The sequence below is a fragment of the Pseudomonas sp. SWI44 genome (genome assembly GCF_002947915.1).
Taxonomy (GTDB): Bacteria; Pseudomonadota; Gammaproteobacteria; order Pseudomonadales; family Pseudomonadaceae; genus Aquipseudomonas; species Aquipseudomonas taiwanensis.
Genome location: NZ_CP026674.1, coordinates 4,008,649 through 4,034,374 on the forward strand (window position 1 = coordinate 4,008,649; position 25,726 = coordinate 4,034,374).

Sequence of the window (25,726 nt, forward strand, 5' to 3'; positions counted from 1 at the left end):
CTCAGTCCCTCATCAACGCGGTGACATGGCCGCTGCCGGGTCGGTAGTTGAGCAGGCGCGACAGTTCGTCGGCGCTGCCACGCACCTGGCCGAGCAGGTTGTCGAAGTTGACGTGGCCGATCTGCACCGTGGGGATGGTCAGGCCGAGGGCTGCGACTACCTGGCCGCTGGCATCGCGCACCGGCGCCGCCACCGTGGAGATGGTCGACTCGAAGAAGCCCTCGCCGCTGACATAGCCACGCAGGCGGTCGGCCTGCACCAGGTCGAACAGCTCCAGCACGGTTTTGGGCGTGCACGGCGAGTACTGCTCCAGATGCTCTTCGGGGTACAGCTCACGCAGTTCGGCCAGGCTCAGGTCGGCCAGCAGGATACGTCCGAGCACGGTGGCATGGGCTGGCAGGCGGGTACCCACGGTGACCGCGCTGGAGAACACCGAAGGCGGCGAGACCTTGGCCACGTAGACAATCGAGCGGCCATCGCGTACCACCAGATTGCTGGGGTAGTTGAGGTGATCGCACAGCCGCGCCAGCAACGGCTGGCCAAGCTCGGTCAGCTCCAGCGAGGCCAGGTACTCGAAGCCCAGGCGCAGCACCGACATGCCGAGGCGGTATTCGTTGCCGCTGCGGGTGACGAACCCCATGGTTTCCAGGGTGGTCAGCAGGCGGAAGATGGTCGAGCGTGGCAGCGACAGACGCCGGGCCAGTTCGGGGGCGGTCAGGGTGCGGTTCTGCCGGCTGAATTCGCACAGCAACAGCAGGCCGCGCTCCAGGCCCGGGACGATGTACTTGTCCTGGTTTTCCTTCAACGGATCCATTTCGTTCATAGCACGCTACCTGTCAGAGAGGCGTCGAGGGCGCGGGCCAGCAGGCCCGTCACCGTGTCAGGTTGTTCGATGGCGCAGGCATGGCCGGCGCCGGCAATCAGGTCGAAGGGCGCGGCCAGTGCAGCGGCGAGTGCCGCGCAGTCCTCGGGCAGGGTGATGCCGTCTGCGCTGCCGCAGTGCACCTGGCACGCAACCGCCAGGGGCGCGTAGCGCAGCAGGTCGTCGCCGCACAGCAATTCGATGGCTTGGCGGTAGCCATGGGGCTTGAGCCGCGCCATGTTCCAGTGCACCCAGGCCTGCGCCTCGGCGCTGGCGTTTGCCGACAGCAACCGTGCGCTGCGCTCGCGGGCCATGCGTTCGATGCCCAGTTGCCCAAGGTTGTGCAGGCGCTCGGCGCGCACCGCCCGGCCTTGATCCGGCACAGCGCCGTATCCGCGCGCCGGGCTGATCAGTACCAGGCGGTTGACGCGCTCAGGGCAGGCCTGGGCGAAGGCGCTGGCGGTCAGTGCCCCGAGGGAGTGGCCGACCAGCACGCAACGCTCGATACCCAAGGTATCCAGTGCCTGCAGCAGGCGTCCGGCATAGTCCCGTGCGCTGGGCGCAGCCATCGGCAAAGGCGAGGACTGGCCATAGCCCGGTGCGTCCCAGGCCAGTACCCGAGCCCGCTCGCTCAAACCCATGGCCACGTGCAGCCAGCTGGCCGCGCCCGAGCCGATGCCGTGCAGCAGCACCACGGCGTCACCGTCGCCGGCTTGGCGCACGGCCAACTGGCCGCCATCCAGGCGCAGCAGACGTTCGGCGAAGCGCTGATCGAGCAGGGAGGGGGTGGGCATGAGCGGTATCATCGGCTTACCCGCGCTTGATCGAGGCCAGCGGGTGCGCTGGCGGGTAGGTCGGGGTCACCGGCTTCTTGGCACCGAGCATCACGCACATCAACGCATCTTCGTCGCCGATGTTGATCTCTTCGCGGTACACCCCAGGCGGTACCGAAATCAGGTCACGGTCGGTCAGCACGGTTTCGAAGCGCTCGCCGTCTTTCTCGATGACCACCTTGAGCTTGCCGCGCAGCACGAAGAACACTTCTTCGACGTCGGTGTGCAAGTGGGGTGGGCCTTCGTGGCCGGCCGGGATGACCATGGTCGAGAAGGTGAAGTGCTCGGACGCGATGGTGTTCATGTCACTGCCCACGCCGGTGCCGCCGGTGCCCACGTAGCGCATCTGCGCGCGGCGGAACTTGGGGTCGTAGTCGGCCTGGAACTTCAGCGCGTCCCAGTCGTAGCGACGGGTCTCGTAGCGGGCGATGCGGGTCTGCATCCAGCTGGCGAGGTCGGCGCCGGCGGGACGGTCCCAGGATTTCGGGGCGTCGTTCTGCATGGAAAGGTCGGTCATGGAGGTCTCCTTGCTCAGGGCATGACGAACCCGCCGTTGACCGGCAGGGTTTGTCCAGTGATGAAGCGCGACAGGTCGGACAGGGCGAACAGCACCGCGCCACTGACGTCGTCGGGCAGTTGCGGGCGCTGGATGGCCCGTTGTTCGGTGTACAGGCGGTGGCGGGCCTCGGGCACGTAGGCAGTGGCCTCGACCAGCACCAAGCCTGGGGCGATGGCATTGACGGTGATGTTGGCGTTACCCAGTTCACGGGCCAGGCTGCGGGTCATGGCGATCACCGCGCCCTTGCTGGCGACATACGCCAGCAGGTTGGGCGCGCCCCACAGTGGTGTGTCGGAGGCAAGGTTGATGATCGCGCCTCGGCCGCTCTCGCGCAGGGCGGGCAGGGCGGCACGGGTCATCAGCCAGGTGCCGCGCACGTTGACCTGCATGACTTGGTCCCAGGTCTCGATGTCCAGCTCCTCGCAGCTCTTGCCGCCGGAGTTGGTGATCGAGGCGTTGTTGACCAGGCCGTCGAGGCCACCCAGGCGCTTGACCGTGCGTTCGATGCAGGCGTCGATCGACTCGGGGCTGGCCAGGTCCAGGCTCACGCCGCTGACGTCCAGGCCCATGCCGCTCAGTTCGCAGGCGGCCTGTTGCACGCGGCCGGCCAGCACATCGGCGATCACCACGCGGGCACCGGCCTGGGCGATGGCTTGGGCGAAGGCATAGCCCAGTCCACGGGCGCCACCGGTGACCAGCACACGACGGCCTTGGAGAAGGTTGGGGAAGGTGCTCATCATTGGCTGCTCAGCATGGCTTTGGGGAGGTAGTGAAGAACGCGCTTCTCGGCCCAGACCACAGCGCCGTAGGCGAGTACGCCGATCAGCGTGAGCATGACGATGGCCACGAACACCCCAGCGGTATTGCCCTGGCCTTCAGCGTCCACCAACAGGAAGCCCAGGCCCTGGTTGCCGCCGACCAGTTCACCGACGGTCACGCCGATCACCGCCAGGGTCGAGGCGATGCGCAGGCCCGAGAACAGCGCGGCCATGGCCGAGGGGAACTCCACCAGGCGGAAGATCTGCCAGCGGCTGGCATTCATGGTGCGCACCAGGTTGATCATGTCCGGGTCGACGGTACGAATGGCCGAGAGCACGTTGATCATCACCGGGAAGAACACGATCAGGATGGCGATCAGGATCTTCGGGTAGATGGTGTAGCCCAGCCACATCACGAACAGCGGCGCGAAAGCCACCTTCGGCGCGATCTGCAGGGCCAGGATGTAGGGCGACAGCATGGCCTCGGCCGATGGCGACAGGCCTAGGGACACACCGATCGCCACGCCAAGCAGGGCGCCGAGGGCGAAGCCGACGATGATCTCGAAGGCGGTGATCAGGGTGTGCTCGAACAGGTTGCCGGACTGCCACATCAGCAGGCTCTCCTGGGCCACGCGGCTCAGTTGCGGCATGACGAATTCGGGCATGCCGACCAACCCAGGGCCCCATTGCCACAGCACCAGGAACAGGACCAGCAGGCCAACGCTGCCGGCTACGGATGGATTGAGGTTTCTCATCGGGCGTTACCTTGTGATTGCTGGGCCGTCACTGGGCCGCGGTCGTGGTTTCGATGAACTGGTTGCTGTACAGGTCGTCGAGCTTGGGTTCGCGGGGGACGATGCCTTCGCTGACATAGAACTTGCGCACTGCCTCCAGGCGGGCCGGGTCCACGCGTCCGGGCACCGGCTGGCCGGCATAGACGTACTCCACGTACAGACGCAGGGTCTTCTCCAGCGAGGCTTCCTTGCCGGCGTAGGCCGGTACCGCACGGGCGAAGCTGGCGGCGGCGCGGCCTTGGGGTCGTCGATGATGTCCTTGAGGCCACGCAGGGTGGCCTGGACCACGCCACGGACGATCTGCGGGTGATGCGCGATGGCGTCGTCGGAGGCGAGAATCGCCTGGGCCATGCTCTCGAATACCTGTTCGCGAGGGATCAGCGCATATTTCAGGCCCGCGTCCTCGGCGTTGACCACCCAGTCCGGCACGCCGGCCATGGCCTGGGCCTTGTTGGCCGAAAACAGTTGCCACACGCCCGAAGGGCCGGCGGCCTGGATGTCGACATCGTCCTTGCTCAGCCCAGCCTTGCGCAGCGACGCGAGCAGGGCGTAATAGGTGGTGTCGGAGTAGGACATCACGGTCAGGGTCTTGCCCTTGAGCTGGCTGACCGAGCGGATGTTCTCACCCGCATTGGTGGCGATCATGGTCACGCCGCCGCCACCGAGCACCGCCACCGCGCGCACCGGAATGCCGTTGGGGCGCACGATGATCGGGGTATCGCCGATGGCTCCACCGACCAGTGCATTGCCGGCACCAATCTGCTTGGCGACGTCGACCCCGCCCTTGGCGGCGATGAAGGTCAGGTCCAGGTCCTGGGCCTGGTAGTAGCCTTTTTCCTTGGCGATGATCCATGGCGCGAACGCAGGCAGGCTGGGCGGCGCCGGCAGCAGGTAGGTGACCTTGGTCGGTTCGGCCTGGGCCTGTGCGGCCAGGTTCAGGGCGAGCGCGGCCAAAGCTGCGTGCGCCACGCGCTTGAAGGTAGTGGTGAACATGCTAACTCCCAAGAGGTGAGTGAGGCGTCGGTCAGTGCAGGTCGTGGTCTTCGCCGACCTTCAGCAGTTCCATCAGGCGGCCTGCCAGAGGGCCGATCTCCGGAAGCTTGCGCCGCTCCAGCGGGTTGTCGCGGTGCGGCAGGTCGATCTCGATTTCTTCGATGATGGTGCCGGGGCGGGCGCTCATCACCAGCAGGCGATCGGACAGGGCGATGGCCTCGACCAGGTCATGGGTGATGAACAGCGCGGTCTTCTTCTCTTCGAACAGCATTCGCGCCAGGTCCTGCTGGAGAATCATCTTGGTCTGGGCGTCGAGGGCCGAAAACGGCTCGTCCAGGAACAGCACCTGCGGGTCGATGGCCAGCGTGCGGGCCAGCGCGGCACGCTGGCGCATGCCCCCCGAGAGCTGGAACGGGTAGTGATCGGCGAAGCCTTGCAGGTGGCAGCGTTTGAGCAGGTTCTCGGCGATCACCTTGCGCTGTGAAGCCGCCATGCCCTGGATTTCCAGACCCAATTCGACATTGCGGCGAATACTGCGCCAAGGCATCAGCAGGTCCTTCTGCAACATGAAGGCGACCTTGCTCACCGGCCCGTCGACCCGTTCGCCGCTGACCAGCACTTCACCTTCGGTTGGTCTGTACAGGCCCGAACCCATGTTGAGGATGGTGCTCTTGCCGCAGCCGGAAGGGCCGATGATCGAAACCACTTCACCGCGGCGAATCTGGAAGTTCACGCCGCGAATGGCGAACGGCGCTTCGGTCTGGCCTTTGGTGGGAAACGCCTTGCCGACATTGCGAAATTCGATTTCAGTCGGTGCCGGGTCGGGGCGTGGTGCATTCCACTGCGAGGCGATTGCGTACATCTCTTTCACAGCCATGGGATTAGTCTCTGGTCTGTTTTATAGGTGATACGCCGTTTAGTGCATGAACAATGCCAGGTGTGTCATTTCTCTTAAATAATAAGAAATCCCTTATTTATTATTAAGTTACAGATATGCAGTGTTTTCCAGCATGTTTTATATATGAAACAGAGTTTTCTATATGGCACGAAAATGCCCAGCAACCGCGCACGAGAGGTGTCGAATGCGAGGGAGTTGGGCATTTTGGGTAACGGGCGTGTGCGAGGTTTCGCGGGTGAAACAGCCCCTTTGTCGCAGGTGAGCGCCCGCTTGCCGGCGATTGGGCCGCGCCGCAGCGCTCAGGATCGCCGCGCAGGCCTGAGCACCAGCCACAAAGCCACACCGATCAGCAGCCCGCCGTACAGGTGCCCCATGGACAACGACTCGTCCAGCAGCCAGGCGCCCCACAGTACACCGAACACTGGAATCAGGAAGGTCACGGTACTGGCCTTGACCGGTCCGATTTCGGCCAGCAGGCGGAAGTAAAGAATGTAGGCGAATGCCGTGCACACCAGCCCCAACCCCAACAGCGACCACCAGACCTGCCAGCCGCCCCAACTGGCTGGCGGCTGAGTCAGTGCGCTCCAGGCGAACAGCGGCGTCATCATCAGGGTGGCGCCGAGCATGCTGCCCAAGGCCGAGAGGCGGCTGTCCAACCCACTGATCCAGCGCCGAGCGAGAAAGCCGGCAAAGCCATAGCAGGTGGTGGCGGCGAGACACGCCAGGGCGCCCTGCAGCAAGGCCAGATCCAAGGCAACGGGGCCGGCGCCGCTGAGAATGCCTACGCCGAGCAGACCGAGGAAAATGCCGCACAGCTTGGGCAAGGTCATCGGCTCACGGAAGCACAGCGCGCCGATCAGCACGCCCATCAGCGGCGTGGTGGCGTTGAAAATGGCCGAATAGCCGGCGGGCAGCACCTGGGCAGCGACCGAATAGAAGGTGGCCGGGATCCCTGAATTGATCATCCCCAGCACGAGGCAGGCCCCCAGTTTGCCCTGGAAGTTCCAGCGTACTCGGGCCACGGCGAGGATGGCGATCAACCCCAGGCAGGCGATCGAAACCCGGAAGAACGCGGTGGGCACGGTCCCCAACTCCGGCGCGATGATGCGCATGAACAGAAAGCTCGCCCCCCAGACGGCGGCAAGGGTCAGCAGGCGGGCTAGGGCGATGGGGCTCACAACGATCTCCGGATACAAGGCAGGGCGCGAGTGTACGTCACGGGGCGGGGCGTTTCTTGTGCTTTCTTGCGGTGTAAATCCGCTATCGCAGGGGCCGCAGTGGATCGGCGCGATTCAGGGACCGCCGACTCGCCGGCCATGCGCCAAGGCGGGCATCGCAAATTGCAAGGGGCGACTAAGCTGTCTATCTCACCCCGCACCTAGGTGTCCGCGCATGACCCAGCACTGGCCGGCCCACGAGATCGCCCGCATGATCCTCGATGGCTTCGACGACTACCGCGAGCATTTTCGCCGCATCACCCTCGGGGCCCGCGAACGTTTCGAGCAGGCCCGCTGGCAGGATATCCAACTGGCCGCGGCCGCGCGGATCAACCTGTACGAGCAGAAAGTCGGCGAGGTCAACGGTTGGCTGCGCGACGGTTTCGATGAAGAGGTGCTGCTGGAGGTAGGCCAGTGGCCCTTGGTCAAGAGCGCCTACATCAGCCTGATCGACCCGCGCCTTGACGATGAGCTGTCGGAAACCTGGTACAACTCGCTGTTCTGCAGCCTGTTCAGTCATGACCAGATCAGTGATGGCTGCATGTTCATCCACACCACCCGGCCCTCGTTGCGCAACCGCGAGCGCGCGGCACAAACCCACACCTACACGGCGCACGGCGGCCTCAAGGGCCTGCTGCGTTCGATCCTGGCCGATTACCCGTTCGATGTGCCCTACGCAGACCTGGAGGGTGACCTGGCACGACTGGAGGAGCAGCTGCGCGAAAGCCTGCCGGACTGGGTATGCAAGGACCCGGCCCTGGCGGTGGAGCTGTTCTGGCCGGTGTTGTACCGCAATAAAGGCGCCTACCTGGTGGGCCGCCTGCATACACTGGACGAACAATGGCCGCTGGTGATTCCCTTGCTGCACCGCGAAGGCCACGGCATCGAAGCGGATGCCGTGATCACCGACGAGGCCGAGGTGTCGATCATCTTTTCCTTCACCCGTTCGTACTTTATGGTCGATGTGCCGGTGCCAGCGGAGTTCGTCAACTTTCTCAAGCGCATTCTTCCCGGCAAGCACATCGCCGAGCTGTACACCTCCATTGGGTTCTACAAGCACGGCAAGTCGGAGTTCTACCGGGCGCTGATCAACCACCTGGCCGGCAGCGAAGACCGCTTCATCATGGCCCCGGGCGTTCGCGGCATGGTCATGAGCGTGTTCACCCTGCCGGGGTTCAATACGGTGTTCAAGATCATCAAGGACCGCTTCTCGCCGTCCAAGACCGTCGACCGCGCCACGGTCATCGACAAGTACCGTCTGGTGAAGAGTGTCGACCGCGTGGGGCGCATGGCCGACACCCAGGAGTTCGCCGATTTTCGCTTTCCCAAGGCCAAGTTCGAACCCGATTGCCTGGCGGAGCTGCTGGAGGTGGCTCCGTCCACGGTCGCCCTGGAGGGCGACACCGTGCTGATTCGTCACTGCTGGACCGAACGCCGCATGACGCCGCTCAACCTGTACCTGGAGCATGCCAGCGACGCCCAGGTGCTCGAGGCGCTGGAGGACTACGGCCTGGCCATCAAGCAGCTGGCGGCGGCGAACATTTTCCCCGGCGACATGCTGCTGAAGAACTTCGGGGTAACTCGCCATGGCCGCGTGGTGTTCTATGACTATGACGAAATCAGCTTTCTCACCGAGGTGAACTTCCGCCACATTCCGCCGCCGCGTTACCCGGAAGACGAGATGTCGGGCGAGCCGTGGTACTCGATCGGGCCGCACGATGTGTTTCCCGAGGAGTTTCCGCCGTTCCTGTTTGCCGATATCGGTCAGCGACGGCTGTTCAGCCGCTTGCATGGGGAATTGTACGACGCCGATTACTGGAAGGGATTGCAGGCGAAGATCCGCGATGGGAAGGTGATCGATGTGTTTCCGTATCGGCGCAAGGTACGGTGAATGATGTGCGCTGTCAGGGGCTGCGCAGGCACTTGAGCTCGCTGAAGTCGGTCCGCACTTCAGCCAGGCGTTGCTGCAGGAACGTGCGCTGGGCAGGCGTGCTCAGGTGCATCAGGTCGACCAGCAGGCTGCGCGCCTGCCGTTCGGTGTTCTGATAGGCGATGCGGTAATTTTCCGTCCACAGGCTCTCCTTGCGTTGCAGCAACTGCGCCAGGCGGGGTTCGAAGCTGGCGTCGTTGCGCTGGTTCATCGCCAGCATCAGTTGCTGCTGCCAGTGGGCGCGGTTGGTGATCCATTCGCGGTTCTGGTCGCCCAACGACTGGGACCAGGCCTGGATACGCTGGCGTTGCGCGGTGTTGAGGTCGCCGAACCAGGGCCTCAGACGCTTTTCCATGCGCTCGGTGCGCCGCGTGATCTGTTGTTCCAGCGGCGTATCCACGTACTTTTTCTGGCGTTCGCTGATGTCCTCGCGCAACGCCTCGCGCATCTCTTCCACCTGGGCATCGCTCATCCCCCGCAACAGTTCGGCCGCCGAAGGGGTAATGGCCTCGGTGACGCGGCCGATGGCCTGGCGGGCTTCCTGGGTGCGTTGCTGCAGCGCTTGGTCGGTCACCTGGTCTTCGGCGACCATCGTGCGCACCCGGTCGAGCCAGTCAAGGTAGCCGGGCAGCTGGGTCTTGCAGTGCCAGGCCAGGTGCTGCTTGAGGCGCTCATCGAGCAAGGCCTTCTGGTCGCTGTTCATGTCCAGGTAGTCGGCCAGTGACCAGGGTACCAGTCGGTCCAGGTTGCGGTAGGCCAGGTCGATACGGTTGCACGCCACCAGCGCCAGGAGCGAGCCGATGGCAATGAGCAAGACTTTGAGCAGGCGAACGTGCATGGGCGAGTCCTTGCAGGGGTTGGCCAGTCGATGAATATGAACAGGCCACGGCGACTGCGACGAATGAATCAGCGGTCGGGCAGCACGGTGGCTTCAGGTGTAGAATAGCCGCCTTGTCTTGAGGAACATCGGAAATGGCTCTGCTTGGGCGTTACAACAGTTTGCAAATCGTGAAACACGTGGACTTCGGCCTGTACCTGGACGGCGGTGCCGACGGCGAAATCCTGCTGCCCAGGCGTTACATTCCCAAGGACACGCCGACCGAGGTCGATGACTGGCTCAATGTGTTCATCTACCTGGACAGTGAAGACCAGCTGATCGCCACCACCGAGCAGCCCAAGGTTCAGGTGGGTGGCTTCGCCAGCCTCAAGGTCAAGGACATCAACAATGCTGGCATCTTCTTCGACTGGGGCCTGTCCAAGGACCTGCTCATGCCTTATTCGGAAGAGTCGCGGCCATTGAAAATAGGCGACTACTGCGTGGTGCATGCTTACCTGGACAAACGCACCCGCCGTATCACCGCTACCGCCCGGCTGGATCGCTACCTGGACCGCACTCCGGCGGACTATTCGGTCGGTCAGCCGGTCGAGCTGCTGGTGGCCGGGCAGACGCCCATGGGCTACAAGGCCATCATCAATAACCGCCACTGGGGCCTGATTCACAAGAACGAGGTATTCAAGTTCCTGCGTTCGGGCATGCATGTGGAAGGCTTCATCAAGGAGGTGCGCCACGACGGCAAGATCGCCTTGAGCCTGCAACCGGTCGGCAAGGCGCTGGGCGATGACTTGCAAGAGCAGATCATGGCGCGTCTGGAGGCAGAGGGCGGGGTACTGGCCGTGTGCGACAAGAGCGCACCGGAGGTGATCAGCCAGCTGTTCAACGTCAGCAAGGGCAACTTCAAAAAGGCCATCGGCGCGTTGTTCAAGCAAGGCCGGATCGTCATCCATGACGATCGCATCGAACGGGCCTGATCAGGCCTGGACGAATGCCTTGAAATCCAGCTGCTCGCCGCCCGGGCGGGTGTCGCGCAGTAGCGAATCGCGGTCGGCGCTCAGGGCCAGGCTGATGGTCGAGCGGCGCTTACCGGGGTTGCGCACTTCCATCTGCTCCTGATGGGCACGCAGGAAGTTGGTCGGCACCTTCAGGTGCTGCAAGTCGTCGTTTTCCGGGGTGTGCAGCAGCAGGTTGACCCAGTCGGGCTGGCCCTTGCGCAGCAAGGCTACCGGTACTTCGAACCACCACAGGTTACGTTTGCGATCGAGGATGGCGAACAGGGTATTGGTGCTGTTGAGCACCGGCTTGTCCAGCGCCTGGTTACGTCGGGCGATGGCGGCGGGTTTGTCGAGTTTCATGCAGGTTCCTGCGGGTTGACGCGTGATAAGGCCTGCATTGTGAGGGGTGGCCGGTAGCGGGGCAAGGTTTGATGGCCCTATCGCTTTCAGCAGTCGGCCTGCTGGCGACAGGGCCAATGGGTTCAGCGACTCAGTGGCCGGCTCAACTCCGACGTCGCACCCTCGGCGGTGGTTACCGTCGCGGTGAAGCTGCGGAGCTCCGCGGCGTTCTCCAGCGTCTGGGCAAATGTCGCCTTGCCGTCCTTGTCACTGCTCACCAGTACCTGGCCAAGATACTGCTGCGCCTCGGTTCCGTTGGCCTCGGCATTCCCGAACACCTCGACCCGCAACAGGCTGGATGCCGGCCCGCTAACTTCGCCTTGCAACTGTTCGCCTTGCAGGGCAGTCAGGCGGGGGGCTGGCTGGTTGTGGTTGGGCAACGGCTGGCATGGCTTGGGTTGGCCATTGCCATCGCAAATGATGGCCTGGTCTTTCTTCGCCAGGTCTGCACCTATCCCTCGTGAACCTACGTACAGCGCATGGGCCTGGGCCGGTACGCCAAAGACGATTGCACCGGTGCGCTGGTCAGGCACGCACGAGCCGCCGGCCTCGCAGCGGCGAATGTCCTGGCTGTTGCCCCAGATCCGATTGGCGGTCAGGCGGGTGGCGGTGACGTTCGGCTCCGGACGCAGCGCCACACCAATGCGGTTGCCGTGAATCAGGTTGCCATCGAGGATGTTGCCGTCGCCCGTGACGCTGACACCGTTGGAGTTGCCTGTGAAGGTGTTGGCACCGAGGTAGTTGCGGTTGCCCCAGTTGATCTGCAGCCCGTCGGAGTAGTTCTCGAAGCGGTTGCGTACCACGCTGTTGTCGTTGCCCAGCAGAATCTCGATGCCCTGGGACGGCTCCGGGTTGGCGGGTGTGGAGCGGAACAGGTTGTCGGCCACCAGGTTGAAGGCCGCGCCCCGGGTGAGCTCCAGACCGTCGCCGTTGTCGACCAACTGGTTGCGCAGCACCTTGTTGTTGACCGTAGTGGTCGCTGTCGGATTGCCGGCACCGTCGTCGCCGGTGAGCATGATCCCGGCCCCGCCTTTGTTGGCCACGATGCGGTTGTCTTCGATGACGTTGCCACTGGCGCGATTGACCAGGATGCCGATGCAGAAGTTACGCACTTCAAGACCGCTCAGGTGCACGCCTTGGGTGTCTCGCAGCACCAGGCCGGGGTGGGTGGTGGTACGCACATTGGTGCCGTATTGGCCGGGTAGGGCGCCGGGGCAGGTATGAACGCCCTGGTCCTTGATATAGCCGGAGCCGTCGATGGCGATGTATTGGCCGTCTTGGGCCCACGACAGTCCAGTGATGCGCACCGGGCCCTTGATTTCCGGCAGCGGGCGAGTCGGACGGATGACATAGGGTGGTTTACCCACCGGGGCAATGTCGATGCGGTAGCGGCCAGGGTTCTGGTTGCTGGTCTCGATCGCCCAGCGCAGGCTGCCGGGCTGGCCATCGTCGTTGTAGCGGTCGACGCGAAGGGTTTCGCTGCTGGCCGGTGCGGCGGCAAGAGCGGGCAGGGGGAGCAGCGGCAGCAAGGCGGCCAGGAGGGGTATCAAACGCATGGGGCGGACCTTCCGAAAACGATTGTTCTTATCGAAGGCAGCCTGCTTGGGGTTGCCATTCGCCGGTGATTCTAAGGGGACAGGGGCGGCGCTGCGCAGAGCCTGGTGGCCAATTCGGTGCGGTATTCGCCCCGAATCACCGCCCGGCACGCCGTGTGTGAATCCGGTGAAACTCTTGCAGAAGACGACCGGTCAACCCACTGTCGACACGATTCACGTGTCTCCACTTGCAGGAGATTTGCCATGAGCGGCACTAAAGACAAAGTCAAAGGTATGGCCAACGAAGCCATGGGCAACGTCAAGCAAGGCGTCGGCAAGGCGACCGACAACGAGAAGCTGCGCGCTGAAGGCAAGGCCCAGGAGCTCAAGGGCGAGGCGCAGCAGGTGAAGGGGGACGTCAAGGACGCGATCAAGAAGCCCTGAATGAGCCCTGAATGATCGTGCCTTGGCTGGCCTCATCGCCGGCAAGCTGCACCTGCAGGGCCCTGCATGGGGCCCTGCAGGCGATTATTTCTGAAAGTCGGCAGGGAGCGGTACATCAGTTGCGTGGTCTATTAGACTTTCCCCTGTACTGATCAAGCGGCGAAAGGAGACGCTATGATTTTCCCCGACCTGCGCGGCCTGCCCCTGCACCGCGTGCTGGTGCGTACCGTCAGCGAATTTCTCGATGACGAGATGTCTACCTATGCCTCGGCGCTGGCCTACCAGATGCTGTTTTCGCTGTTCCCTTTCCTGCTGTTCTTGATCGCCTTGATCGGTTTTCTGCACCTGCCGGACTTTTTCTCCTGGCTCCGCCTGCAATCGGAACTGGTGTTGCCGCCGCAGGCGCTGGAACAGGTCAACCCGGTGATCGACCAACTGCAGCAGTCCAAGGGCGGCTTGCTTTCAGTGGGTATCGTGATCGCGCTGTGGACTGCCTCGGCTGGCGTGCGCCTGATGATGAGTGCAATGAACGCCGCCTACGACGTGCCCGAGGGACGCCCGGTCTGGAAGCGCATTCCGCTGTCGATCATCTACACGGTGGGCATCGCTGGGATGCTGCTGGCAGCGGCGGCGTTGATGGTATTGGGGCCGCAGGTCATGGAGTGGATTGCCGCCCAGATCGGCATGCAAGAGGTGATTGTCACGGTGTGGACCATCCTGCGCTGGCCGGCGATCATCATCCTGATGATGGTGGCGGTGGCGCTGATCTATTACGTGATGCCGGACGTGAAGCAGAAGTTTCGCTTCATCACGCCAGGTTCGGTGCTGGCGGTGGTGGTGTGGATCATCGCTTCCCTGGGCTTTGGTTACTACGTAAAGACCTTCGCCGACTACAACGCGATGTACGGCAGTATCGGTGCAATCATCGTGCTGTTGCTGTATTTCTATATCTCCGCAGCCGTGCTGTTGCTGGGGGCGGAAATGAACGCCGTGATCGAGCACATGTCGACAGAGGGCAAGAACCCTGGCGAAAAGGATTTCGGCGGTGACAAGTCCAGGGAGACCCTGACAGTGCTGGGCCATGAACACCCGATATCGAGCGAGCCTCGACCTTCCGAGCCGACACCCCGATGATCCGCGACATTCTCAAGATGGGCGATGAGCGCCTGCTACGCATCGCCCCACCGGTGCCTGACGAACTGATCGGCAGTGCCGAACTGCAGCAACTGATCGACGACATGTTCGAGACCATGGCCCATGTAGGCGGCGTGGGTCTGGCCGCGCCACAGATAGGCATCGACCTGCAACTGGTCATCTTCGGATTCGAGCGCAGCGAGCGTTATCCGGATGCCGAGCCAGTTCCGCAGACCATCCTGCTCAACCCGGTGATCACGCCCATGTCGACCGAGATCGAGGACGGCTGGGAAGGCTGTCTGTCGGTGCCCGGCCTGCGCGGGGTGGTGCCGCGCTACAAGCATATTCGTTACGAAGGCATCGACCCTCAGGGCAATCCGATCAACCGCTTTGCGGACGGTTTTCATGCCCGCGTGGTGCAGCATGAGTGCGATCACCTGATCGGGCGGTTGTACCCCTCGCGCATTCAGGACTTTGCCAAGTTCGGGTTCACCGAGGTGCTGTTCCCTGGGCTGGATGCCAGCGACGACTGACCGCGCACCATGGCCACCAGGCGTTTACTGCGTTGGTAGCGCGCCAGCCGAGCGGCGAGGGCTTCTGGCAACTGGGCGGCGGTTTCGAAGGCTAGGTGTTGATAGAAGGGCGCCAGGTCGGGGTGGCAGAATAGCCAGATCGGGCCGCGTCCGCCTGCCAGTGCGGCATCGATCAATTGCCCCGCCACGCCCTGTTTGCGCTGCTGCGGGGCGACGAAAAGCCCTGTGAGCCAATGGCCATTCTCGATGGGCGCCAAGCTCAGCCCTGCGATGATTTCGGTACGCCGGGCTACCCACAGTTCCCCATCGCTGGCAGCCCGCATGCGTGAGCCGTGCTGGCGGTAGAAGTGGTCGAGCAGGCGGCGCTCGAGGGCGGTCAGTTGGGTGCAGTGCAGCAGGGGCATGCGCATTCCAAAGTCGAGTCGAAAAACGTCCGGGATGGCTCTACGCCAGCCTCTTGAGGCGATTTTGTCGCAGATTGTTGCAAATCCTGCAAGGGTGAATGTCTGACTTCGGGGTTCAACTATTCAAAGGCGGGAGTAGACTTTCAGACATCCCCCAGCAGTATGACGAAGCGGGATCGGTACTTCGTGTCATCTTCGTTGGAGATGACAACTTCTCCGCGCCATTGACGGCATATTGAAGTCAATCGATCAGCTTGATTGCTTTAAAGGCCAACTCACATGAAACCATTACTGATTCTTGCATTGGTCGGTATGTCCTCGTTCGCCCTTGCCGATGAGGCCAAACCTGTCTCCACCGAGCCTGTCGCCCAGCAGTACGACTATTCCATGAACCTGGACATCAAACGGGTGATCAGTCTGTCGACCCTTCCGAATGTCTGCGAAGTGGTGCCGGCGACCATGACCTATGAAGACCATCAGGGCCAGGTGCATACCATTCAGTACCGCGCCATGGGCGAGGGCTGCCAGCAAGGCTGATTGCCCCGACCCTTCGCGGCCAAGCCTGCTCCCGCGGACCGAACTGGGTCTGCGGGAGCGCAAGCCCTCAGCCTGCCAACACGCGACACACCCGTTCCAACCCCTCCTTCAGTTCAGCACGGCTACCCGCCGCCGACAGGCTGATACGCACCGCCTGCTCCTGGCCCGCGCCCACGGCGAATACGCTCGCCGGCACGATCTCCACGTGCTGTGCGCGACACTGCGCTATCACCCTGTCAGCCCCTCGTGAAGCGGCCACCCAGGCATGGGGGGCAGGTTCGCTGGCGTTGCACAAGGCACTGCCCAGCACCTTGCGCGCCAGGCGCCAGCGCTCGCAGACTTCCGTGCGCTGCCAGGCCAGGCGTCGGGCTGCCGTACCGTCTTCGATCCACTGGCAGGCAACCTGCAGGTTCAGGGGCGAAATCGACCAGTGACTGGCCTTGGCGTGGGGGTCGACCTGATCCAGCAGGCGAGGGTCGGCCACGATCCAGCCCAGCCTCAGTCCCGCGGCCACCGTCTTGGACAGGCTGCTGATCAGGACGCCGTGCTCGCCCAACAGCGGGTAGAGCGGTGGGCGGTCGCTGAGGGCGCCATAGACATCATCCTCGATCACCAGCAGTCCCAGGCGTTTGACCACCTCGGCAATTGCCTGGCGGCGCGCGTCGTCCATGCAGGCGCCGGTGGGGTTGTGCAGGGTCGGTGTGGTCACCAGTACCCGTGCGCCGCTGGCACGGGCAACCCGGTCCAGTTCATCTGGCCGTAGGCCCTGCGTGTCCAGCGCCACACCGTGCACCGGCAAGCGCAACTGGCGGCACGCCGCCTTGATGCCCGGCGCGGTCAAAGCCTCGAGCATGACCGGCTCGCCGGCCTGGCAGAGCGACTGCAGCAGCAAGGTGAGCCCGTGCTGGGCGCCTGCGCACAGGAGCAACTCGTCAGCCGCCAGTGTCAGGCCGCGATTGGCCAGCCAGCGGGCGCCTTGGAGCCTGCCCAGCAGCAACTGCTGCGGCCCGAGGTAATGGTCGAGCAATTGGCTCTGGCGCTGTGCCAGCAAGGCTTGCAGGCTGAGGTGCAGGTCCTGGTTGGTCGGGTCGGCCACCGGCACATTGGTCGACAGGTCGATCAGCGTGCCGTGCGGGTCATGCTGCTTGAGGCGAAACAACGTCGCTTCCTGGCTACCGGCCAGCACGTAAGTGCCACGGCCGACCTCGCCCGCCACCAGGTGGCGAGCGGCGGCTTCACGGTAGGCCTGCTGCGTGGTGCTGGGATTCAAGCCCAGTTTCCAGGCCAGACGACGCTGGGGAGGCAGGCGATCGCCGACCTTGAGCGTTCCACATTCGATGGCGCTGGCGATGGCGTCGACCAGCGCCAGGTAACGGGGGCGGCCATCCTCGACGAGTTCAGGAACCCACATGAAATTGCTGCCCATGCAATATAAGGATTTACCCATACAATGCCCGGCGCATAGGATCGGATCAACCTCTTGACCCTAAAGGATGACCGTCATGTTCGACCTAGCCGCCCTGCGTGAAGCCGCTGAATTCGTCCACCAGCATATCCCCGCCACCGCGCAGCATGCCTGGCCTTTGCTGGCTGCCCGGCTGGGGTGCGAGGTATGGGTCAAGCATGAGAACCATGCACCTACCGGGGCATTCAAGGTGCGCGGCGGGCTGGTGTACGTGCGCTCGTTGCTGGCCTGCGGCAACCCGCCCCAAGGCCTGGTCACTGCGACCCGTGGCAACCATGGCCAGAGCATGGCGATGGCGGCGCGACGGGCAGGCTTGCCGTTGGTGATCGTGGTACCGGAGGGGAATTCCAGGGAGAAGAACGCTGCCATGCGAGCACTTGGCGCCGAGCTGGTCGAGCACGGCGCGGACTTCGACGTGGCCCGCGAAGAGGCCAGCCGAATAGCCGCGGCGCGTGGCTATACCATGGTGCCCGCGTTCCACCCGGAGCTGGTGCGCGGGGTGGCGACCTACGCCCTGGAGCTGTTCGAAGCGGTGGCTGAGCTGGACTGCGTGTATGTGCCGATCGGCATGGGCTCGGGCATTTGCGGGCTGATCCAGGCGCGCAACCTGCTTGGCTTGAAGACCGAGATCGTAGGTGTGGTTTCCAGTGCGGCCGATGCCTATGCACAAAGCTTCGAGCAAGGACGCATCGTTACCACCGCCACTGCCAATACTTTCGCCGATGGCATGGCCTGCCGGGTTCCCAATGCCGATGCCCTCGCCCTGGTGCGCGAGCATGCGGCACGTATCGTGCGCGTGGACGACAGTGAAATCGCCCAGGCGATGCGCCTGTACCACGAAGCGACCCACAATACCTCCGAAGGTGCTGGAGCCGCGCCGCTGGCAGCGTTGATGCAGGAGCGGGGCAGGCAGGCTGGCAAGCGTGTGGCGGTAGTGCTCAGTGGGGCGAATGTGGACCGCGATCTGTATGCGCGGGCTCTGGCTGGCATCGAGCAACTCTGAGCCCATGGCAGGTCCAGGGTATTCAAGGGCAAGCCAATCTGGCTTGAGCAAGCGCCATGGCTTCCCATACAGTGCGCCAGTGTGCGCGCCGTGAACGCGCCTGTCTTCAACCTGTAGTCGAGTTTCCGATGCCTTTCTCCAACGGTTTTCTTCTGAGCCTGTCCCTGTGCCTGGATATCGGGGTGGCCAACATCGCCATGATCACACTCGCCATGCAGCGTGGTTTTCTCCAGGGCTTCTGGCTGGGCCTTGGCACTTGCGTGGGCGACTTGATCTATGCCGTGGCGGCGTTGGCCGGGATGACCGTTCTGTTGCAGTTCGAAGCCGTGCGCTGGGCCTTGTGGCTAGGGGGCTCGGCCTTGCTGGTGTGGTTCGCGCTGAAGATGTTGCTGGCAGCCTGGCGTGGCGGGCACATGGAGGCGCGAGGGCAAGTGGTGGTGGAATCGGGCTGGCGGGAGTTCCTGCGGGGGATCTTCCTGGCCATGTCGTCGCCCAGCGCCATCCTGTGGTTCGCGGCAGTGGGCGGGGTGCTGATTTCCCGTTCCGGGGGCGGTACTGCGCTGGAGGCGGGGTTGTTCCTTGGTGGCTTCCTCGCTGCAGGCCTGGTCTGGTGCCTGACCCTCTGTGGTATCGCCAGTCATGGCGGACGCCTGCTGGGCGACCGCTTGTTGACCTGGTCCTACCTGCTGTCAGCGGCGATCTTTTGTTATTTCGCGGTGTATGTGGTCGTTTCCGGCTACCGCGAATTCATCCTGGCAAGCCCCCCCTTGTAAACCGTCGAGCCTGGGTGCGAACGGACAGCCGGTGGCAGGGCAGGGGCATGGGTCAAGTGCCAGGTGACGGATCTGCGCTACGCTATCGAACCAGCACGGGCCAGGCATGCTTGCCTGGGCTCGATCAATGAGGTGATGGACATGAGCACACTACCGATTCCCCCCGTACGCTACGAGGATGGCCGGGCGCTGACGCTTGTGGGTTTGTGCGAGCGTTTCAACCTGAGCAATCTTGCTGGGCTGCCCTTGCTGTGGCAGCGTTTCGTCGAACACGGTGGCGATACGCCGTGGCTGCTCGGCAAAGACAGTTACGGCGTGTGCTATCACCCCGACGAACGTGGCGGTTTCGACTACCTGGCGGCGGTCGAACTGAGTACCGACAGGACCCTTGCGCCAGGATTCACGACGCTGGCACTGGCACCGCAGCATTACGCTGTGTTCGAACATCATGGCAGCCTGCAAGCGCTGAAGGGGACCTTCCAGGGCCTGTTTGCCTGGTTGGCCCAGTCCGGCCTGCAGCAGGCCGATGCGGCGCTGTTCGAGCGCTACCCGGCAGGTTTCGACCCGACGGACCCAAACGCTGCGATGGAAATCTGGGTGCCGTTGCAACGCAAATAAATTCATCGCCCTGTCGATTTCCCCCGCTACCGTTCGACCAAGAGGTGAAGGCGCAGGAGATACCTGCGCCAAAATGCTCATGACCGAGCGCAGGAGTTCGCCGATGAACAGCGCAGCTGAAACCGAAATCCGTCAACTCATCGACACCTGGATGCAGGCCGTTCGCGACCGCGACCTGGATGGCATTGCCGCGCCCTATGCCGAGGATATCGTCGCCTTCGATGCCATCAAGGAACTGCAGTTCAAGGGCAAGGCTGCCTACCGGGCGCACTGGGAAATGTGCATGGGCTTTTGCACCGGGCCGATGATCTTCGAGTGTGCCGAACTCACCGTACACGCAGACGGTGACCTGGGCGTGGCCCACTGGCTCAACCGTTGCGGGCCATCGGACGATGAAAACCGATGTGGCTTCATGCGTGCCACGGTCGCCTATCGTCGGCGCGCCGGGCAATGGCAGGTTATTCACGAGCACTGGTCGGCGCCGTTCGACATGGAAACGCAAAAAGCACTGTTCGATCTCAAGCCCTGAGTCGATATCGCCAAACGCACTGCGCCCATCCCCAGGAGGCGACCATGAAATACCTGTGCCTGGTCTATTGTGACGAAGGGCTGTTGCACAGCCTGCCCGACAGCCCCGAAGACGCCGAATGCATGGCTTACGCACAGTCATTGCAGCACTCCGGGCGCATGCTGGCGGCCGAGGCACTCAAGCCTGTGCAGACCGCCACCACGGTACGCATGCGAGGCGGCCGCATGAGCCTGACCGATGGGCCGTTCGCCGAAACCAAGGAGCAACTGGCGGGTTTTTACCTGGTGGATGCCCGGGACTTGAACGAAGCCTTGAATATCGCCAAGGGTATCCCGGCGGCGCGGGTCGGCAGCGTGGAAGTGCGACCGGTGCGTGATCTGCAACCCTGACCTGAGCGGAGTACAACAATAATGACGCTGGCACCCCTTGCAGAAGCGAAACACGAACTTTCCATCAGCCGCCTGATCGATGCCCCGCCGGCCAAAGTGTTTCGTGCCTGGACCGAACCTCAATGGTTGATGCAGTGGTGGGGGCCGCACGGCATGACCACCCCGCAGTGCGAGATGCAGCTATGGGTGGGCGGCTTGTTCCGGACCCTGATGCGCGCACCCGATGGCAGCGAGTTCCCGACCCAGGGGGTGTTCCTCGAAATCGCAGCACCCCGACGCCTGGTGTTCACCGATGCCTTCGGACCGGGTTGGGTACCGTCGGACAAGGCATTCATGACAGCGGTGGTGACCTTCGACGAGGAACAGGGCAAGACCCGCTACACCGCACGCGCCTGGCACTGGAGTGCAGCCGATAGCCTGGCCCATGAAGAGATGGGCTTTCATCAGGGCTGGGGAGAAAGCCTGGACCGGCTGGTGGAGGTTGTGACTCAGCGGATGCCGGACTGATGGTCGAGCTTGCGCAGGTCCGTGCCGAAGTCGAAGCGGTGTACCGGCGCGATTCACGGCGCATCCTGGCCACCCTGATCCGCTTGCTCGGTGACTTCGACTTGGCCGAGGAGGCCATGCACGAGGCCTTCTTCATCGCCGTCGACCGTTGGCGGCAGGCGGGCATTCCCGACAACCCGCGGGCATGGCTGGTGTCGACCGGTCGTTTCAAGGCCATCGATGCCCTGCGCCGGCGTGCCCGTTTCGACCGCTCCCAGGCAGACCTCATCATGCTCATCGAAGGCCAGGTTCAGGACCCCAGTGAGGACGCGTTGCTCGCCGACGACCGCTTGCGGCTGATCTTCACCTGTTGCCACCCGGCGTTGGCTGCCGACGCTCAGGTACCCTTGACCCTACGTGAAGTCTGCGACCTGACCACCGAGCAGATTGCCCGGGCCTTTCTGCTAAGCCCAGCGACGATTGCCCAGCGCATCGTGCGCGCCAAGGCGAAGATCCGCGATGCTGGCATCCCTTACCAGGTCCCGGCGTTGAACGAACTGCCCGAGCGTCTGGAAAGCGTGCTGCGAGTGATCTACCTGGTGTTCAACGAAGGCTATTCGGCGTCATCCGGTGCATGGCTGCTGCAACAGGAACTGACCGATGAGGCGATCCGCTTGGGGCGGCTGCTGGTCGATCTGTTACCCGACCCTGAGGTGATCGGCCTGTTGGCCTTGATGCTGTTGCAGGCATCAAGGCAGCAGGCGCGCAGCGATGCCCAAGGCAACCTGGTGTTGCTGGAACAACAGGACCGCCGCTTGTGGAACCACCAGCAGATCGCCGAAGGCTGTGCCCTGGTGCGTCAAGCGCTGCGCAGCCGGGCTTTTGGCGCTTATACCTTGCAGGCTGCGATTGCCGCGGTGCATGCCGAAGCTACCTCGGCAGAGCAGACCGACTGGGCCGAGATTGTCGGGCTTTACGATGAACTGCTGCGGCGATGGCCGTCGGCTGTGGTTGGGCTCAATCGCGCGGTGGCGCTGGCCAAGCGCGATGGGCCGCAGGCCGGACTGCGGGCGCTTGAATCGGTGCTGGCCGACGGGGCGTTGCAGGACTATCACCTGGCGCATGCGGCGCGGGCTGAACTGCATCAGCAGTTGGGGCACGTGGAGCAGGCTCGCGCGGCCTGGAAGCAAGCACTGGCGCTAACGCGGCAGGAGCCAGAGCGGCGGCATATAGAAAGTCGCCTGCGCTCGCTTGGGTGATGGCGTTGCTGGACTTATCGCCGGCAAGCCGGCGCCTACAGGTCGAAACGATGAGGGTGTAGGCGCGGGCTTAACGGCGATGAGGCTATCGCAGACTTACCCGATCAGCAGGCCACGAAGTTCGGCGGCGACACCAGATCGACGGTCTGCTGCTTGCGCGGCGCCAGGATCTCGGCCTCACCCTCGACCACCAGTTCATCGTTCTGGTTGTACACGTTGGTGGCGATGCGCACCTTGAACTTAGGCAGCTTTTCGAGGATTTCCAGGCGCACGGTCAGGGTATCGCCAATTTTCACCGGCTTCTGGAAGCTCATTTTCTGGCCCAGGTAAATGGTGCCAGGGCCAGGCAGGGTGCAGGCCACCGCGGCGCTGATCAGGGCGCCGCTGAACATGCCGTGGGCAATGCGCTCGCGGAACATGCTCTTGGCGGCGAACTCGGCATCCAGGTGGACCGGGTTGTGGTCACCTGACATCGCGGCGAACAGCTGGATGTCGCGTTCTTCCACGGACTTTTCGTAGCTGGCCTTCTGGCCGACTTCAAGGGCTTCGTAAGGCGTGTTGGTGACCTGGGTCATCGGGGCTTCCTTAATGGACGGACGAGGCGGCTTTCATTCACTGCGGGCAGGGCGGTCCAGGACCAGCGCTTGTTCCAGCCAGCCGAGCAGATCGGCGGTAACCTCGTCACGATTGGTTTCATTGAGTACTTCGTGCCGCGCCTGAGCATACACGCGCAGTTGCACATGTCGATTGCCGGTCGCGCGCAGCGCGTCAGCCAGATGGGTGAGACGCTTGCCAGCACTCACCGGATCACATTCGCCGCCCATGACCAGTATCGGCAGGTTCGGGTCGATCTGCGCCAGGTGCTTGGCCTGGCTGATCTGTGCCAGTCCCTGCAGCAGATCGAGCCACAATTGGTTGGTGCAACGGAAGCCGCACAGCGGGTCATTCACATACAGGTCGACTTCCGAAGGGTCGCGGCTGAGCCAGTCGAAGGCGGTGCGATTGGGCTTGAACGCTTTGTTGAACGAGCCGAACGACAGCCAGTCGATCAGCGCGCTCTTGCCCAATGGGCCTTGGCGCCAGGCTTCCAGGCGGGCGATCAGGCGCGCCGCGCGATACAGCGCCGCTGGCTGGAAATTGGAGCCGCTCAGGATCGCCCCCTGAAGGCTGGCGCTGTGGTGCAACAGGTAAGCCTGGGCGATGTAGCTGCCCATGCTGTGTCCCAGCATGAACAGGGGGGTACCGGGGTATTGCTGGCCGATGTGCTGGGTAAGCACGCCCAGGTCGTTGAGTACGGCATTCCAGCCATGTTGCTTGGCGAACAGGCCAAAGTTACCCCCTTCGGCAGTACGGCCGTGGCCCCGCAAATCCGGTGCGAACAAGGCAAAACCTGCGTTGCACAGCGCTTGGCCCAGGCGCTGGTAGCGGCCGGCGTGCTCGGCCATGCCATGCACCAGCAGCACGGCGGCCTTGACCGGCGTGGCCGGCAACCATTGGTGCACATACAGGCTGCAATGCTCGCTGGCGGGGAGCCACAAGGCGTCGTAAGGCATGGCGGGTCCTTTGCGCGGGGGTCAGAGCACAGTTTATGCACAACCGGCCAGATTGCAGGAAGGGCACAAATAAGATTCACAATGTTAATGGCGACACTTGGCGTGTATGCCACCTTGAACTTACCTGTTAACGTCAGATCAATGCCGTTTCGCCTCCGGGCGGAAGGGGCAAGGGACTAAAGGACAACGCGCCACATCGCGGGTCAAGGCAGAGGAACAATAATAAATGCAAGCCGAATTCTGGAATGACAAACGCCCGGCGGGCGTGCCATCCACCATCGACCTCAATGCTTACAAGTCTGTCGTCGAAGTCTTCGAGCGCTCATGCAAGCGCTTTGCCGACCGTCCGGCGTTCAGCAACCTGGGAGTGACCCTGACTTACGCAGAGCTGGAGCGGCACTCGGCAGCCTTCGCCGCCTGGCTCGAGCACCACACCGACCTGAAGCCGGGCGATCGCATCGCCGTGCAGATGCCCAACGTCTTGCAGTACCCCATCGCCGTGTTCGGCGCGCTGCGGGCCGGCCTGATCGTGGTGAACACCAACCCGCTCTACACCGAACGCGAGATGCGCCATCAGTTCAAGGACTCCGGCGCCCGTGCGCTGGTGTACCTGAACATGTTCGGCAAGCGTGTGCAGGAAGTGTTGCCCGATACCGCTATCGAGTACCTGATCGAAGCCAGGATGGGCGACCTGCTGCCTGCAGCCAAGGGCTGGTTGATCAACACCGTGGTCGACAAGGTCAAGAAGATGGTGCCGGCCTATCGGTTACCTCAGGCCGTGCCGTTCCGCCAGGTACTGCGCCAGGGGCGCGACCTGACCCACAAGCCGGTGGAGCAGGGGCTGGACGATATCGCCGTGCTGCAGTACACCGGTGGCACGACCGGGCTGGCCAAGGGCGCGATGCTGACCCACGGTAACCTGGTGGCCAACATGCTTCAGGTGCTGGCCTGCTTCTCCCAGCATGGCCCGGATGGCCAGCGCTTGATCAAGGACGGGCAGGAAGTGATGATCGCGCCGCTGCCGCTGTACCACATCTATGCCTTTACCGCGAATTGCATGTGCATGATGGTCACCGGCAACCATAACGTACTCATCACCAATCCGCGTGATATCCCTGGCTTCATCAAGGAGTTGGGCAAGTGGCGTTTCTCGGCGCTGCTGGGGCTGAACACGCTGTTCGTGGCATTGATGGACCACCCAGGGTTCAAGAACCTCGACTTCTCCGCACTGAAGGTCACCAACTCTGGCGGTACGGCCCTGGTCAAGGCCACCGCCGAGCGCTGGGAGAGTCTCACCGGCTGCCGCATCGTCGAGGGCTATGGCCTGACCGAGACTTCGCCGGTTGCCAGTACCAATCCTTATGGCCAGATGGCGCGCCTTGGCACCGTGGGAATTCCGGTGGCCGGCACGGCATTCAAGGTCATCGACGATGACGGCAACGAGTTGGCGCTGGGCGAGCGGGGCGAGCTATGCATCAAGGGGCCGCAGGTGATGAAGGGTTATTGGCAGCAACCTGAAGCCACCGCCCAGGCCCTGGATGCGGAGGGCTGGTTCAAGACCGGTGACATTGCGGTGATCGACCCGGATGGCTTCACCCGCATCGTTGACCGCAAGAAGGACATGATCATCGTCTCGGGTTTCAATGTTTACCCCAACGAGATCGAAGACGTGATCATGGGGCACCCGCAGGTAGCCAACTGTGCCGCTATCGGCGTGCCGGACGAGCGCTCGGGGGAGGCGGTGAAACTGTTCGTAGTCCCTCGGGAAAAGGGGTTGAGCGTCGACGAACTCAAGGCCTACTGCAAGGCCAACTTCACGGGCTACAAAGTGCCCAAGCACATCGTACTGCGAGATTCACTACCGATGACCCCTGTGGGTAAGATTCTGCGGCGGGAGCTGCGTGACATCGCCTGATTCCAGGGTGGCCTCTTCGCGGCAGAACCCGCTCCCCTGGGTAATGGTGGGGCGGGTTTACCCGCGTATGCCGTGG

At 63.2% G+C, this 25,726-nt stretch carries 28 protein-coding genes and 1 pseudogene; 14 read left to right on the forward strand and 15 right to left on the reverse strand.

The genetic code is table 11. The features are described from left to right. Nucleotide 1: 1 nt before the first annotated feature. The 8 genes and pseudogenes from C4Q26_RS18880 to C4Q26_RS18915 form a co-directional block, all read right to left on the reverse strand. On the reverse strand, nucleotides 2-814 hold the full coding sequence (locus C4Q26_RS18880) for an IclR family transcriptional regulator (RefSeq protein ID WP_027907431.1): 813 nt from the start codon (nucleotides 812-814) through the stop codon (nucleotides 2-4). Nucleotides 815-819: 5 nt separating this feature from the next. Continuing rightward, nucleotides 820-1,656 carry an alpha/beta fold hydrolase gene (locus C4Q26_RS18885; RefSeq protein ID WP_023381733.1) on the reverse strand — a complete coding sequence of 279 codons (837 nt, stop codon included), beginning with the start codon at nucleotides 1,654-1,656 and terminating at the stop codon, nucleotides 820-822. Between the two features lie 16 nt (nucleotides 1,657-1,672). Next, nucleotides 1,673-2,212, reverse strand: a complete 540-nt coding sequence (locus C4Q26_RS18890; protein ID WP_023381732.1) for a cupin domain-containing protein — start codon at nucleotides 2,210-2,212, stop codon at nucleotides 1,673-1,675. Between the two features lie 14 nt (nucleotides 2,213-2,226). Then, nucleotides 2,227-2,991: an SDR family oxidoreductase gene (locus C4Q26_RS18895; RefSeq protein ID WP_023381731.1), complete on the reverse strand. Its 765-nt coding sequence runs from the start codon at nucleotides 2,989-2,991 to the stop codon at nucleotides 2,227-2,229. Further along, nucleotides 2,991-3,767: an ABC transporter permease gene (locus C4Q26_RS18900; protein WP_023381730.1), complete on the reverse strand. Its 777-nt coding sequence runs from the start codon at nucleotides 3,765-3,767 to the stop codon at nucleotides 2,991-2,993. The genes C4Q26_RS18895 and C4Q26_RS18900 overlap by 1 nt, the downstream gene beginning before the upstream one ends. A gap of 28 nt (nucleotides 3,768-3,795) precedes the next feature. Beyond that, a pseudogene (locus C4Q26_RS18905) lies at nucleotides 3,796-4,799 on the reverse strand (ABC transporter substrate-binding protein). Between the two features lie 31 nt (nucleotides 4,800-4,830). After that, a complete protein-coding gene (locus C4Q26_RS18910) occupies nucleotides 4,831-5,661 on the reverse strand; it encodes an ABC transporter ATP-binding protein (protein ID WP_049818781.1) in 831 nt (276 codons plus the stop codon). Nucleotides 5,662-5,996: 335 nt separating this feature from the next. After that, the gene (locus tag C4Q26_RS18915; RefSeq protein WP_023381727.1) at nucleotides 5,997-6,875 is read right to left on the reverse strand and encodes a DMT family transporter; all 879 of its coding nucleotides are present in this window, start codon (nucleotides 6,873-6,875) and stop codon (nucleotides 5,997-5,999) included. A gap of 214 nt (nucleotides 6,876-7,089) precedes the next feature. Between C4Q26_RS18915 and aceK the strand changes: the two genes are divergently transcribed. After that, the gene (gene aceK / locus C4Q26_RS18920) at nucleotides 7,090-8,805 is read left to right on the forward strand and encodes a bifunctional isocitrate dehydrogenase kinase/phosphatase (RefSeq protein WP_023381726.1); all 1,716 of its coding nucleotides are present in this window, start codon (nucleotides 7,090-7,092) and stop codon (nucleotides 8,803-8,805) included. Nucleotides 8,806-8,818: 13 nt separating this feature from the next. Here the strand turns inward: aceK and C4Q26_RS18925 are convergent, their stop codons facing one another. Continuing rightward, nucleotides 8,819-9,682: a DUF6279 family lipoprotein gene (locus tag C4Q26_RS18925; RefSeq protein ID WP_027907434.1), complete on the reverse strand. Its 864-nt coding sequence runs from the start codon at nucleotides 9,680-9,682 to the stop codon at nucleotides 8,819-8,821. A 134-nt stretch (nucleotides 9,683-9,816) separates the two neighbouring features. Between C4Q26_RS18925 and C4Q26_RS18930 the strand changes: the two genes are divergently transcribed. Further along, entirely contained in the window at nucleotides 9,817-10,653 is an 837-nt protein-coding gene (locus tag C4Q26_RS18930; protein ID WP_023381724.1) for a S1 RNA-binding domain-containing protein, read from the forward strand. Here C4Q26_RS18930 and C4Q26_RS18935 read toward each other — a convergent pair whose 3' ends face one another. Both C4Q26_RS18935 and C4Q26_RS18940 read right to left on the reverse strand, forming a co-directional pair. Then, on the reverse strand, nucleotides 10,654-11,034 hold the full coding sequence (locus tag C4Q26_RS18935; protein WP_023381723.1) for a hypothetical protein: 381 nt from the start codon (nucleotides 11,032-11,034) through the stop codon (nucleotides 10,654-10,656). It abuts the gene before it with no gap. 122 nt (nucleotides 11,035-11,156) lie between these two features. After that, nucleotides 11,157-12,629, reverse strand: a complete 1,473-nt coding sequence (locus C4Q26_RS18940) for a nitrous oxide reductase family maturation protein NosD (RefSeq protein WP_104883397.1) — start codon at nucleotides 12,627-12,629, stop codon at nucleotides 11,157-11,159. 243 nt (nucleotides 12,630-12,872) lie between these two features. On the opposite strand from C4Q26_RS18940, the gene C4Q26_RS18945 reads away from it, so the two are divergent. The 3 genes from C4Q26_RS18945 to def all read left to right on the forward strand — a co-directional run bounded on the left by C4Q26_RS18945 (nucleotide 12,873) and on the right by def (nucleotide 14,719). Next, nucleotides 12,873-13,052 (forward strand): CsbD family protein, encoded by a 180-nt coding sequence (locus C4Q26_RS18945; RefSeq protein WP_023381721.1) that lies wholly within the window; start codon nucleotides 12,873-12,875, stop codon nucleotides 13,050-13,052. A gap of 174 nt (nucleotides 13,053-13,226) precedes the next feature. Then, the gene (locus C4Q26_RS18950; RefSeq protein ID WP_023381720.1) at nucleotides 13,227-14,186 is read left to right on the forward strand and encodes a YihY/virulence factor BrkB family protein; all 960 of its coding nucleotides are present in this window, start codon (nucleotides 13,227-13,229) and stop codon (nucleotides 14,184-14,186) included. Then, nucleotides 14,183-14,719 (forward strand): peptide deformylase, encoded by a 537-nt coding sequence (gene def, locus C4Q26_RS18955; RefSeq protein WP_023381719.1) that lies wholly within the window; start codon nucleotides 14,183-14,185, stop codon nucleotides 14,717-14,719. Before C4Q26_RS18950 ends, def begins: the two co-directional genes overlap by 4 nt. Here the strand turns inward: def and C4Q26_RS18960 are convergent. Next, nucleotides 14,653-15,042: a GNAT family N-acetyltransferase gene (locus C4Q26_RS18960; protein ID WP_051376143.1), complete on the reverse strand. Its 390-nt coding sequence runs from the start codon at nucleotides 15,040-15,042 to the stop codon at nucleotides 14,653-14,655. The two genes, def and C4Q26_RS18960, sit on opposite strands and share 67 nt — an antisense overlap. A 360-nt stretch (nucleotides 15,043-15,402) precedes the next feature. Here C4Q26_RS18960 and C4Q26_RS18965 point away from each other — a divergent pair, with 360 nt between their 5' ends. Next, nucleotides 15,403-15,660 carry a DUF2790 domain-containing protein gene (locus C4Q26_RS18965; protein WP_023381717.1) on the forward strand — a complete coding sequence of 86 codons (258 nt, stop codon included), beginning with the start codon at nucleotides 15,403-15,405 and terminating at the stop codon, nucleotides 15,658-15,660. A gap of 67 nt (nucleotides 15,661-15,727) precedes the next feature. On the opposite strand, the gene C4Q26_RS18970 is transcribed toward C4Q26_RS18965, so the two are convergent. Further along, on the reverse strand, nucleotides 15,728-17,071 hold the full coding sequence (locus C4Q26_RS18970; RefSeq protein WP_104884057.1) for a PLP-dependent aminotransferase family protein: 1,344 nt from the start codon (nucleotides 17,069-17,071) through the stop codon (nucleotides 15,728-15,730). A 91-nt stretch (nucleotides 17,072-17,162) separates the two neighbouring features. On the opposite strand from C4Q26_RS18970, the gene C4Q26_RS18975 reads away from it, so the two are divergent. From C4Q26_RS18975 to C4Q26_RS19005, 7 genes are all read left to right on the forward strand, one after another. Further along, nucleotides 17,163-18,128, forward strand: coding sequence for a threonine dehydratase (locus tag C4Q26_RS18975; protein WP_023381715.1), 966 nt, complete (start codon nucleotides 17,163-17,165; stop codon nucleotides 18,126-18,128). 128 nt (nucleotides 18,129-18,256) lie between these two features. Continuing rightward, nucleotides 18,257-18,901, forward strand: coding sequence for a LysE family translocator (locus tag C4Q26_RS18980; protein WP_027907438.1), 645 nt, complete (start codon nucleotides 18,257-18,259; stop codon nucleotides 18,899-18,901). Nucleotides 18,902-19,042: 141 nt separating this feature from the next. After that, on the forward strand, nucleotides 19,043-19,519 hold the full coding sequence (locus tag C4Q26_RS18985; RefSeq protein ID WP_049818779.1) for a GyrI-like domain-containing protein: 477 nt from the start codon (nucleotides 19,043-19,045) through the stop codon (nucleotides 19,517-19,519). 103 nt (nucleotides 19,520-19,622) lie between these two features. After that, nucleotides 19,623-20,048 carry a nuclear transport factor 2 family protein gene (locus C4Q26_RS18990; RefSeq protein WP_104883398.1) on the forward strand — a complete coding sequence of 142 codons (426 nt, stop codon included), beginning with the start codon at nucleotides 19,623-19,625 and terminating at the stop codon, nucleotides 20,046-20,048. Nucleotides 20,049-20,092: 44 nt separating this feature from the next. After that, nucleotides 20,093-20,437, forward strand: coding sequence for a YciI family protein (locus C4Q26_RS18995; RefSeq protein ID WP_023381711.1), 345 nt, complete (start codon nucleotides 20,093-20,095; stop codon nucleotides 20,435-20,437). Between the two features lie 21 nt (nucleotides 20,438-20,458). Next, nucleotides 20,459-20,944, forward strand: a complete 486-nt coding sequence (locus C4Q26_RS19000) for an SRPBCC family protein (protein ID WP_023381710.1) — start codon at nucleotides 20,459-20,461, stop codon at nucleotides 20,942-20,944. Beyond that, complete coding sequence (locus tag C4Q26_RS19005; protein WP_104881376.1) at nucleotides 20,944-22,182, forward strand: RNA polymerase sigma factor; 1,239 nt, start codon at nucleotides 20,944-20,946, stop codon at nucleotides 22,180-22,182. The genes C4Q26_RS19000 and C4Q26_RS19005 overlap by 1 nt, the downstream gene beginning before the upstream one ends. A gap of 104 nt (nucleotides 22,183-22,286) precedes the next feature. Here the strand turns inward: C4Q26_RS19005 and C4Q26_RS19010 are convergent, their stop codons facing one another. Both C4Q26_RS19010 and C4Q26_RS19015 read right to left on the reverse strand, forming a co-directional pair. Then, nucleotides 22,287-22,757, reverse strand: coding sequence for a MaoC family dehydratase (locus tag C4Q26_RS19010; RefSeq protein ID WP_023381708.1), 471 nt, complete (start codon nucleotides 22,755-22,757; stop codon nucleotides 22,287-22,289). A gap of 33 nt (nucleotides 22,758-22,790) precedes the next feature. After that, on the reverse strand, nucleotides 22,791-23,735 hold the full coding sequence (locus tag C4Q26_RS19015; RefSeq protein WP_104883399.1) for an alpha/beta hydrolase: 945 nt from the start codon (nucleotides 23,733-23,735) through the stop codon (nucleotides 22,791-22,793). 226 nt (nucleotides 23,736-23,961) lie between these two features. Here C4Q26_RS19015 and fadD2 point away from each other — a divergent pair, with 226 nt between their 5' ends. Further along, entirely contained in the window at nucleotides 23,962-25,650 is a 1,689-nt protein-coding gene (gene fadD2, locus C4Q26_RS19020; protein WP_023381706.1) for a long-chain-fatty-acid--CoA ligase FadD2, read from the forward strand. Nucleotides 25,651-25,726 lie beyond the last annotated feature (76 nt).